Genomic DNA, 10,785 nt, shown 5'->3' on the forward strand with positions numbered 1-10,785 from the left:
TTGGGGTGGCTCAGCGCACCCCTTCGTCCGGCCGCTTTGCAGCCACCTTTTCCCCCGGATGGGGAGAAGGGCGCGCACTTGGTGGAGGCTGGGGAAAGAGCGGGGGCGCTACCGGTTGCTGGTCCCGGCTCAAGGCCCGGGGGGCGCGAGGGGTGAGGCGCGGAGGCGTGGGAACACCGTGCCTACCGCACCCACAGTTGTCATCCCGGGCGAAGACCCGGGAACCAGTATGCTCACGTGCTGCGGATCGGGCGCGAGCGGTGCCGGTTGCTGCGTCCGGGAAGGGTGGCAAAATAGGCAGGCGGGGGTGGTGCTTGGGGCTCCACCCGTCCTCGGCCCTCCCCGTCAAGAGGAGGGTGAAGGGGCGCGGGGGCGGTGGCGGGGGCTTGGTTTTTGACCCTGCCGGTTACTGGATCCCGGATCAGGTCCGGGATGACGGGCAGAGTGTGGGATGGGGGGCCAGTCCGGTCGGGACCGGACTGGCAGAGCGCGTAGGGTTAGCGCGCGGGCTGGACCAGGTTGGCCAGCAGGCGGAACGCACCCGGGGTGAGTTTGTCGAGCTGGTGGTGCAGCACGAGGCTCGTGTGGGTGTGGCGGCCTTCGCCGATTTCCGCTGACAGCAGGCTGCCCTCAAGCGGGTCTTCGCCAGGATCGCTCATGGCCAGCAGCGGCTTGTAGTCGCTGCCCCACTCGGACGCGAAGTAGAGGCCACGCTCCTTGTCCCAATTCGCCCAGTCATCGGGACCGATGACGTTGGGGTAGTTGAGCAGCGGATGGTCGGGCTCCAGAATCGTCACGTCCGAATTGGCGTCGGTGACCCGGTAGCGGATCGACGGCGAACCGATCTGCAGGAAGGCCGGGGGCACGGTCTCGGGATTCCAGCCGTCGGACGGACGGTGGTAGAGCGTGACCAGGTGACCGCCCTCGCGGACCCAATCGTGCAGACGGCCAAGCGACGCCTGAAGATCGGGGCGACGCCCGAAGGCGAAGATGCCGACCACAATGGTCTTGAGATTGCGGAACGCACCGGTTTCCATCGCCTCGGGGGTCAATTCGACCACATCGAGACCCAGACGGCGCATCCACAGGCCGACATTGTCGTTTCCGCCGGACACATAGCCGACGCGACGCTCATCCGGCAGCTTGGCCCCAACAGCCTGAACCGGCACCGACACCGTGGTGGGAACCACCGACCGCCCGATATGGGGATAGGTGAAGGTGTTGATCTGATAGGCGGTTTCGCCCAGCAGAGACGGTTCGAGGTTGAAGCGCGACTGCTCAAGATCGTCCGGAGGCGTGAGCGCGTAGGTGCCCGACTGCTCGGACGCCCGATCCGTTTCCGCGATATCCCAGCCTTCCGGGGCCGTCATATCGAGGTCGGTGAGCTCGGCACCGGTGACGGTGGCCGTGAGTTCCACGGGCTCAAGGGCCTCGGTGGTGTTGAACACGATGGCATCGGGTTCGAGCGACAGCGAAGCCTTGGGGAGAACGCGCAGGGCGTCTTCAAGATCGACATCGACCACCGCGGTGCGACCGCCGATGGCAAGCGAGACGCGCACGAACGCATCGCCATTGCCGCCCAGCGGGTCGAACTGCTCCATGAGCGGGTTTGTGTAGGCGGCATCGGCGCTGACCGAAACCGTATCCTCGGAGGCGGTGAGACCGTCGCGGGCGATGATCTCGACGCCTTCGACGGCAACGGCATCCGGGCCGTCAACGAGGGTCTTGATGACGATCTCGTCACCGGGGGTGACATCGCCGCCCTCGGTATAGGCACGAATCTGCACACCGGCAGCAGCGGCCAGCACCTGGTCGATCTCCATGACCTTGCGATCAAGGCGATGGGCGACCTGGGCCCGCAGCTCTTCAGGCAGATTGGCACGGGCCATATCGATGGCTTCGCCGACCTTGCCAATCTTGTCGAGCACCACAACCGGATCGCCGTAATCGGCGATGGCTTCGTCGATCAGCCCCTGGGCTTCGCGCAGGGCTTCGGCTGCATCTGACGGCATGCCGCCCAATTCGGCAATGTGGCCGACGGTGGCAATCAGGCCCTCGCGGATGTCGTCCTCGGCCTGGCCGGCCTGGCCGCCACCGGCGACGCGCGCCAGGTTCAGCTCCCACTCGGTCTGGGGCTCGGGACGCCAGCGGCCCATGCCTTGAGTGAGGTGGCAGCGGCGGGACCACTCGCCCATCTGCGGGAAGGTGGCACCGGAGATCGCATCGCGCTCGGGAGCCTTGACCACCAGGGTGACCGGCGGGGGCGGGACTTCGTCGTCATAAACGCCGCCGCCACCACCATAGGCCGGCAGGTAGATTTTCGGCACATCCCAGGTGTCGAGGCCGGAGGCGAGCTGATCAGCATACTGGCTGGAATCGCCCGAAAGTTCGGCAGACACGAAGGTCGCGACGTTGGCGGCGCGGTGATGGCCGTGCTGCCCCGGAACATCGAGGAAGCAGTTCATGATGATGTCGGGCTTGTAGGCGCGGAAGGCCCAGGTCATGCGCTCGACGACCTTTTCGCGGCCCCAGCGGTCGATGGTGGCGTCCGGGTCCTTGGAGAAGCCGAAATCGTGCACGCTGTCTTCGTGGCCGAAGCTACCGAAAGCCAGCGCGGCATCGAGGGAGCGCGAGGCTTCCTGCATTTCGCGGGTGCGCAGCACGCCCAGCACCGAACCGCGCTCGGGGCCGATCGAGTTCTGGCCGCCCTCACCACGGGTAATGCAATAGAGCACCGGGTGAATGCCATAGACGTGACGCAGCGCGGCCAGCATGCCGGAGGGCTCGTCGTCCGGGTGGGCGCCGGTGGTCATGATGGTGAGGGTCGAGGTCAGCCGCTCAAGACGGCGATAAAGGGTGACCAGGGCGGGCTCTTGCCGCTGCTGGGCGATCAGGTCCAGATCGCTCAGGGGCGCAGCCCAGGCGGGGATATGCGTTGCCGCATAGGCCGCCGGCAAGGACGCAATAAACATGCGCCGGGAAATCTTGTTCATGGATAATACCTGCCTTTGTAGAACTACACGAAGGTCCGCCAGGCGCAGACCGCTTCCGGGTCTTTGCGCCCGATGCAGGAACTATGCGGCTCAAATTAGAATAACACAAGTGTGTTACCTTATAATTCGCGGAGGGGTGTGGCGGGGGGACAATTTCCGCGCCTGTGCGGTGAGAGAGCATGGCAGGTGGGGTGTTCTGGCTGCTTGCCTTGGCGGGGCGGGAGTGCGGCGCGCCCCTCACGTCAGCCCCCTTCCCTCAAAAAAAGAGGGGGGCGGTTGGGAGAATGTCGGCATTTGTCCGCAGAGTCGTCCCGGGCGGAGACCCGGGAATCAGTATGCTCAAGTGCTGCGGATCGGGCGTTGACGCTGCGGCTGGTGAAGAGGCGGGGCGGGCGATCGCAGTGAGGGCGCTGGAAGCGGAGCGCGGAGGATACTGGATCCCGGATCAAAGTCCGGGATGACAGCGCTGGGGATGTGGGGTGCGGGGTATTCTGGCTGCTTGCCTTGGCGGCTTGGGCGGGCTCGGCGGCCAGGCCGTAGCAAAAGGCCGTCCGGGGGATGCCGGGCGGCCTGGGGCCTCGCGTTGATCCGAAGCGGATTGGCGCGTGAATTCCGGACGTGTTCGGCAAGGGAGAGGGAAAGAAAGCCCTTGCCGGACACGATACGCGGGAATTATTGCGCGGCGGGGGCCTCAGCGTCCGCACCGGCCGAGCTCACGGCGGCCAGCTCTTCTTCCGAAAGCTCGCCATTGCCATCGGTATCGTAGCTGGCAAATTGATCCTCGGTCACATCAGGCAGGGCAACCTGAAGTTCCTCGAAGCTGATGCTGCCGTTCATGTCGGTGTCGAGGGTTGCGAAATCGAGATCTTGGGCGAGAGCCGCTCCCGACAGCGAAAGGCCGATGACGGAAGCAATGGCAACAAGAGTCCTATTCATTTCAGTCTCCTCTTTGTGAGATCGGGCAACCGAAAGGATTGCCGCGGAAACCCGGTGGGGTAACCGTTCCTTAACGCTAACCACCCAGATGGCGGAGATGCGTCGAAAAAAGGGAAATCCGGTGACATTTTCGGGAGTTTGTCGGGAAAGCAGGGGCGCGGAGGGGTCTGGCGGCTTGCGTTGGCGGATTGTGGGGGCGCAGCGGCCCCTCATCCCCGGCCCTTCTCCCCGGGGGAGAAGGGGGCGGTTGGGGGTGAGGTTGGCGTTTGTCCGCAGAGTCATCCCGCGCGGAGACCCGGGAACCAGCAGGCTCAAGTGCTGCGGAGCGAGCGTTGAGGCTGCGGAAGCTCGGTTTTGGGGATTTGGAGGTGGCAGCCTCGGGGATGGCCTTGATCAGGTCCGGGATGACAGCGCGGGGGTTGTGGGGCGCGGGGGGGGTCTGGCGGCTTGCTTTGGGGGATTGTGGGGACGGAGCGCACCCCTCACCCCGGCCCTTCTCCCCCGAGGGAGAAGGGGGCGGTTGGGGGTGAGGTTGGCGCTTTCGGTTCAATGCGGGCTTGGCCCAGGCTACCCTTCTCCCCTTGAGGGAGAAGGTGGCCGCGAAGCGGTCGGATGAGGGGGCGCTGCGTTTGGACTAGCGCCGGTGTGTGCGTGGAGGCTCAGCGCCCCTCTCTTCCGGGACCGCTCGGTTAGACGGCAGCGAGGGCCTGGTCGATGTCGGCGATGATGTCGTCGATGTCCTCGATGCCCACCGAAATCCGCACAAGGTCCTCGGAGACGCCGGCGGCGGCGAGTTCTTCGGGGTTGAGCTGGCGGTGGGTCGTCGTGGCCGGGTGGCAGGCCAGGGATTTGGCGTCGCCGATATTGACCAGACGATAGATCATCTTGAGGCCGTCGATGAACTTGCCGCCTGCTTCACGGCCACCCTCGACGCCGAAGCTGACGATGCCCGAAGCCTTGCCCTGATACAGACGGTCACAAACCGCCTTGTAGGGGCTGGAGTCGAGCGCGGCGTAGTTCACCCAGCGTACCTTGGGGTGGTTTTCGAGGTATTGGGCCAGCGCAAGGGCGTTTTCGCAATGGCGCTGCATGCGCAGGCCAAGAGTTTCCAGACCCATCAGGATCAGGAACGCATTTTGCGGTGAGAGTGCCGCGCCGGTGTTGCGCAGCGGGGCTACGCGGGCGCGCCCGATATAGGCGGCAGCGCCGAGCGCCTCGGTGTAAACGACGCCGTGATAGGACGGATCGGGCTCATTGAGGATCGCAAAGCGCTCCTTGTGGGCGGCCCAGTCGAACTTGCCGGAATCGATGATGATGCCGCCGATGGAATTGCCGTGGCCGCCGATATATTTGGTCAGCGCATGCACGACGATATCGGCACCCAGATCAAACGGCCGGCACAGATAGGGGGTGGCGACGGTGTTGTCGACGATCAGCGGTACGCCGTGGCGATGGGCCACTTCGGCCAGCTTTTCGATATCGACAAGATTGCCGGCGGGGTTGCCGATCGACTCGCAGAACACTGCCTTGGTGTTCTCGTCGAACAGCTTTTCCAGCGCGTCGTAATCGTCGCCGGGGGCCATGCGCACCTCGATGCCCTGACGGGGCAGCGCGTGGGCGAACAGATTGTAGGTGCCACCATAGAGCTGGCTGACCGAGACGATGTTATCGCCGACACCGGCAATGGTCTGGATGGCATAGGTGATCGCGGCCATGCCCGAAGCCACCGCCAGCGCGCCAATGCCGCCTTCCATCGCCGCCATGCGCTCTTCCAGCACATTGCTGGTGGGGTTCATGATGCGGGTATAGATGTTGCCGGGCACCTTGAGGTCGAACAGATCGGCACCGTGCTGGGTGTCATCGAACGTGTAGGACGTGGTCTGGTAAATGGGCACGGCAGCCGACTTGGTGGTCGGTTCAGGCGTGTAGCCGTGATGCAGGGCGATGGTATCGAGCTTCATATGAACACCTCCGGAGAATCTGGCAGGACCTTACTGCATTTCCCCGTTCATCGGGGACCGGGAAACAGGAAATGTTTCTCAATTATCGCGCTTGCGGAGACATAATTGTCCGGCAAGCCGCGAACAGCCGGATTTTGCCGCCAGTCAGCGCTTTCATAGCGCAAAATCGAAGGTGTTGCAGAGAGGGCTGGAAACGCTTTTTTCCCGGCGCATGACCTGTTGGGATCGCGTCATGCGCCGGGGTTTGAAAGCTGACAGCGTCAAATGACGCCGAGGGCGATCATGGCTTCGGCCACCGAGACAAAGCCGGCGATATTGGCCCCGGCCACATAGCGACCGGGCAAGCCATATTCCTCGGCGGTATTGGCACACCGGGCGTGGATGTCCTTCATGATCTCTTCGAGACGCAGTTCTGTCTGCTCGAACGACCAGGAATCCCGCGAAGCGTTCTGCTGCATTTCCAGCGCGCTGGTGGTGACCCCACCGGCATTGGTGGCCTTGCCCGGCCCGAACAGCACGTCGGCATCCTCGAACAGATGCACCGCCTCGGGTGTACAGGGCATGTTGGCCCCCTCACCCACCGCGATCACGCCATTGGCGATCAGCGTGCGGGCATCGCGCCCGGTGAGCTCGTTCTGGGTGGCAGCGGGAATGGCGATGTCGCAGGGCACATCCCAGATGGCGCCCTTGGAGGAGAAATGCGCGCCATTGCCCTTCAATTCGGCATATTTGGAAATGCGGCCCCGGCGGTTTTCCTTGATCTCCTTGATCAGGGCGAGATCGAGACCACCCTCGTCGACAACATAGCCACCCGAATCCGAACAGGCGACGACGATGCCGCCGAGTTCCTGCACCTTTTCGATGGTGTAGATGGCCACATTGCCCGAGCCGGAGACGACCACGCGGCGACCAGCAAAATCCTTGTCGCGGGTGCGCAGCATTTCGGAGATGAAATAGACCGCGCCGTACCCGGTGGCCTCGCGACGTACGCGCGAGCCGCCCCACGCAAGACCCTTGCCGGTGAGGACGCCGGATTCATAGCGGTTGGTCATGCGCTTGTACTGGCCGAACATATAGCCGATCTCGCGCTGGCCAACGCCGATATCGCCAGCGGGAACGTCGGTGTATTCGCCCACATGGCGGCTGAGCTCGACCATGTAGGACTGGCAAAAGCGCATGATTTCCATTTCCGAACGCCCCTTGGGGTCGAAATCGGAGCCACCCTTGCCACCGCCGATCGGCATGCCGGTCAGGGCGTTCTTGAACACCTGCTCGAAGCCGAGGAATTTGACGATGCCCAGATTAACGCTGGGATGGAAGCGCAGGCCGCCCTTGTAGGGCCCGAGCGCCGAATTGAACTGGACGCGGAAACCGCGGTTGATCTGGACGTTGCCGGCGTCATCGATCCACGGCACGCGGAAAATGATCTGTCGCTCGGGCTCGCACAGCCTTTCGAGCAGGCCAGCCTCGGCATAATGGGGATGTTTGGCCACGACCGGCCCCAGACAATCCAGCACTTCGCGAACTGCCTGATGGAACTCAGCCTCACCGGGATTGCGCCGCAGAACCTCGGCATAAACCGGGCCGAGGACATCGCCTGTTGCACTCATGGAGGTATCTGCTTTCTGTTTCGATGGTCCGTGCCCCGCGACACGGCAGGAATATTTTTAGCATCGAAAACCGGGAATAGGTCAATACCCCTTCCGTATTTTTTGCGGAGGTTTCCGTCGATTTCTGATGACGGAAAATGCTCGGACCCCGGAAGGGTTCCAGCAGGGCGCGCAGGCAGCGGGCGTGGGGAAATCAGGCGGCGGAGGGGCCGGGATCGTCGTCGAAGGGATGGGGCGGCTGGGGTTCGGGGGCGGCCGGGCCCAGATCGTCGCGGCTGGAGACGACGCGCAGGCCCATGCGGGGGCCCCGGCGCTTGTGCTCGGCCTCGGGCTGGAGCAGCACAGCGACGATGGTGAGCGGACCGGCTTCGCCAGCAATATCGACGCTGGCGCCGACCGAAAGACCCAGCATGGCAAGGCCGCGGGGGTTGGCGAGGGACATATGACCGCTGGCGGAATCAAACAGCTGGTCGGAAACGACAATGGCATCCTGGGACGGGGCATCGCCGATGCGGAAGCGGACGCGGGAGCCAAGGGTCACCACATCGGGGGCGAGATGTTCGGCAGGAACGATGCGGACCTTCTCCAGCTTGCGGCGCAGGGCGATCGCCAGGGGCTCATCGCCCACCATGCGCCCGAGCATGGACTGGAGGACGTCGAGATCACGCGGGGTGATGCGGGGTGCAGGGTCGGTGCGCATCGCGAGGTCCTTTTGCCGCGAAAACAACAGTGAACACACGGCCACCCTGCCCGATGCGGACAGGGTGGCCCAGAGCGCCTGAACCAGATCAGGTGGCTTCCGGGCTCACAGCCTCGGCGGCCTCCTGGCTGACCTTGACCACGGTGAGCGAGAGCGAGCGGCCATCGCGGGCCTTCCAGGGAATGGACTGCCCCTCGGACAGGCCGATCAGCGCCGCGCCGATCGGGGTCATGACCGAGACTTTATCCTCGGAAATATTGGCATCGCTGGGCCAGACCAACTGGTAGGTGCGGTCGAACCCGTCGGTGGTCGAGAACGAAACCTTCGAGCCCAGCCGCACGACATCGGCGGGCAGCTTCTTCTGGGCAACGACACGGGCCCGCTCCAGCTCGGTGAGCAGTTGGTCACCAACCTCGGCCATCGGTCCGGACAAGCCGTTGGCCATGGTCATGAGACGCTCATGATCCTCGGACCCGATAACCAGACGCGGGAGACGCCCAGATTTTTTTGCAGCTTGTGTCATTGTCGCACACGATCCTGTCCAGCTTTGCAGCCGGGCTGTAAATGGTGAAATTGAGATGCGCCGTGGACGCGGGTGATCTGAGGAGAGGATCGAAGCGCTCTCCCGAAGCCCGGAAGGCGCATACGGCCGAGCTTCGGGCTACAGTCCTGTGACAGGCTGCCCCTTGAGCATTCGCAATACTGTCAAAAGCGCTCGGATCGTCATGACTCGAACCTAGTTCATCCGTGCGAAAAGTCAAGATGAATGGGCGCGAAGGCCCGGATGACAGGGCTTACAAGGAGTCGATACCGACACCGGATCAGGCGAATACGCAGTGTTGGGCGATTGACTTCGCCGGGTTCGGGGCTACGCTCTGCCCGGGTTCCCCTGACGGGGAAGAGGAGGCGGGCAAAGGGCCCGCCGGGGGGAGGCGACGCTGTGGCGCGTCATATCCTGACAATTGCCGCCGATTTCGCCCGCGCGGACGAAGCGGCGAATGAGAAGGCGGTGCTGGTGGCCATCGCTCGCCGGATTGCGATCGCGCAGCCCTGGCTGGACGCGGCGGACGTGCTGGCGCGGCTGGCGGCGCGCGAGCGGCTGGGAACCACGGCTATCGGAGGCGGGATCGCCCTGCCCCACGCGTTCATCGGCGCGGCGCGCTATCCGCTGCTCCAGATCACCCCGTTGCGGCGCGAGATCGGCTATGGCGCGCCGGATGGCCGGGGGGTGGATCTGTTCCTCACCCTTATCGGCGCCAAGAGCGACTGGCACCTGATCGGCAATCTGATCCCGCGTCTCGCCGGACTGGCCGAGTTGCCGGAGGTGAAATCAGCCCTTGGCCTGGCGCTGACAATAAGGGATGCTGGAGCAGCGCTCGCCGCAATCGATGTCGCCATCGCCGCCCCTGCCGACCCGGAAGGCCACATTCCTCTCTCATGACTTCGTTGCCTCTCCCATGACTGCGTTGCGCACCTCGGCTGCTGCCGTTTTTCTCCTGCTGATCCTGGCGCTGGGCCACACGATCTCGAACCTCGTGCGGACCATGCCGGCGGTGTCGGCGGACGTGATCGCCACCGATCTGGCGATCGCGCCGGCGGATGTGGCGGCGCTGACCGGGCTCTATCATCTGGGCTTTGCGCTGGGGCAGATTCCCGTGGGGGTGGCGCTCGACCGGTATGGGGTGCGGCCTGTCTCGATGGTGCTGCTGCTGATCGTGGCCATAGGGGCGCTGGGGACGGCTTTCGTCAGCGATAGCCTTGGGTTCGGTTTCACCCAGTTCGTCCTGGGGCTGGGATGTTCGGGAATGCTGCTGTGCCCGCTGACCTATGCGGCCAAGACCCAGGACGGGCCAAGCTTTGCCCTGTGGTCGGCGCTGGTGCTGGCGGTGGGCAATAGCGGCATGGTGCTTTCGGCGAGCCCGCTCGCCTATGTGATCGACGGCTGGGGCTGGCGGGTGGCGTTCGCGGTGCCCTGCGGCATGGCGCTGGCGGTGACCGGCGCGGTATGGCTGCGCCTGCGGGATGACAAGCCCGCTTCGTGCGCAGCAATGCCAATTATCGCCGAGGTGCGGGAGGTGGTGCGGATCGGGGTGTCGCCGGCACTGCGGGGCGTTGTGGCACTATCGCTGGTCTCGTTCGCCGTGATGATCGGCATCAGGGGCGTGTGGGCCGGACCATGGCTGATGGAAGACAAGGGGCTGGGCCGGATCGAGGCTGCCAACGCCATCCTGCTGCTGACCGTGATGCTGATCGTCATGCCGATGGTGGTGAGCGTGATCGAGCGCCGGGTAGGCCATGCGGGGCGACTGCTGGTGGGCGGGCATGTGCTGGCGGGACTGTGCCTTGTCGCCCTGCCGCTGGGAACCGGATTGGCCGTGGGCTATGACGTGGCGCTGCTGGCGGCGTTCGGAGCGTTCATCTCGGTGCAGCCGCTGCTGTTTGCCATGGGACGGCATTCGGTAACCACGCAGAATGCGGGCAAGGCACTGTCAGCGGTCAATCTCGCCTTTTTTACCGGGGCTGCGATCGTCCAGGTGCTGTCGTCGCCGGTGGCGGCATGGTGGGGAACCGGCGGGGTGATCGTG

The 10,785-nt window shown here is 64.4% G+C and carries 8 protein-coding genes; 2 read left to right on the top strand and 6 right to left on the bottom strand.

Features of this window, described 5'->3' with window-relative positions; genetic code table 11:
* Positions 1-497: 497 nt before the first annotated feature.
* The 6 genes from VNS12_RS00010 to rnk all read right to left on the bottom strand — a co-directional run bounded on the left by VNS12_RS00010 (position 498) and on the right by rnk (position 8,723).
* Positions 498-2,993, bottom strand: a complete 2,496-nt coding sequence (locus VNS12_RS00010; RefSeq protein ID WP_325485783.1) for a PIG-L family deacetylase — start codon at positions 2,991-2,993, stop codon at positions 498-500.
* Positions 2,994-3,665: 672 nt separating this feature from the next.
* The gene (locus tag VNS12_RS00015; protein WP_325485784.1) at positions 3,666-3,929 is read right to left on the bottom strand and encodes an EF-hand domain-containing protein; all 264 of its coding nucleotides are present in this window, start codon (positions 3,927-3,929) and stop codon (positions 3,666-3,668) included.
* 689 nt (positions 3,930-4,618) lie between these two features.
* Positions 4,619-5,890 (bottom strand): O-acetylhomoserine aminocarboxypropyltransferase/cysteine synthase family protein, encoded by a 1,272-nt coding sequence (locus tag VNS12_RS00020; RefSeq protein ID WP_325485785.1) that lies wholly within the window; start codon positions 5,888-5,890, stop codon positions 4,619-4,621.
* A gap of 260 nt (positions 5,891-6,150) precedes the next feature.
* Positions 6,151-7,500 (bottom strand): NADP-specific glutamate dehydrogenase, encoded by a 1,350-nt coding sequence (gene gdhA, locus VNS12_RS00025; RefSeq protein WP_325485786.1) that lies wholly within the window; start codon positions 7,498-7,500, stop codon positions 6,151-6,153.
* 193 nt (positions 7,501-7,693) lie between these two features.
* Entirely contained in the window at positions 7,694-8,200 is a 507-nt protein-coding gene (locus tag VNS12_RS00030; RefSeq protein WP_325485787.1) for a GreA/GreB family elongation factor, read from the bottom strand.
* Between the two features lie 88 nt (positions 8,201-8,288).
* Positions 8,289-8,723: a nucleoside diphosphate kinase regulator gene (gene rnk / locus VNS12_RS00035; RefSeq protein WP_325485788.1), complete on the bottom strand. Its 435-nt coding sequence runs from the start codon at positions 8,721-8,723 to the stop codon at positions 8,289-8,291.
* A gap of 417 nt (positions 8,724-9,140) precedes the next feature.
* Here rnk and VNS12_RS00040 point away from each other — a divergent pair, with 417 nt between their 5' ends.
* Together VNS12_RS00040 and VNS12_RS00045 are read left to right on the top strand one after the other, a co-directional pair.
* Positions 9,141-9,641 (top strand): PTS sugar transporter subunit IIA, encoded by a 501-nt coding sequence (locus tag VNS12_RS00040; RefSeq protein ID WP_325485789.1) that lies wholly within the window; start codon positions 9,141-9,143, stop codon positions 9,639-9,641.
* Positions 9,642-9,657: 16 nt separating this feature from the next.
* On the top strand, positions 9,658-10,785 hold a 1,128-nt coding region (locus tag VNS12_RS00045; protein ID WP_325485790.1), incomplete at its 3' end, for an MFS transporter.

Source organism: Pelagibacterium sp., from assembly GCF_035555455.1.
GTDB lineage: Bacteria > Pseudomonadota > Alphaproteobacteria > Rhizobiales > Devosiaceae > Pelagibacterium.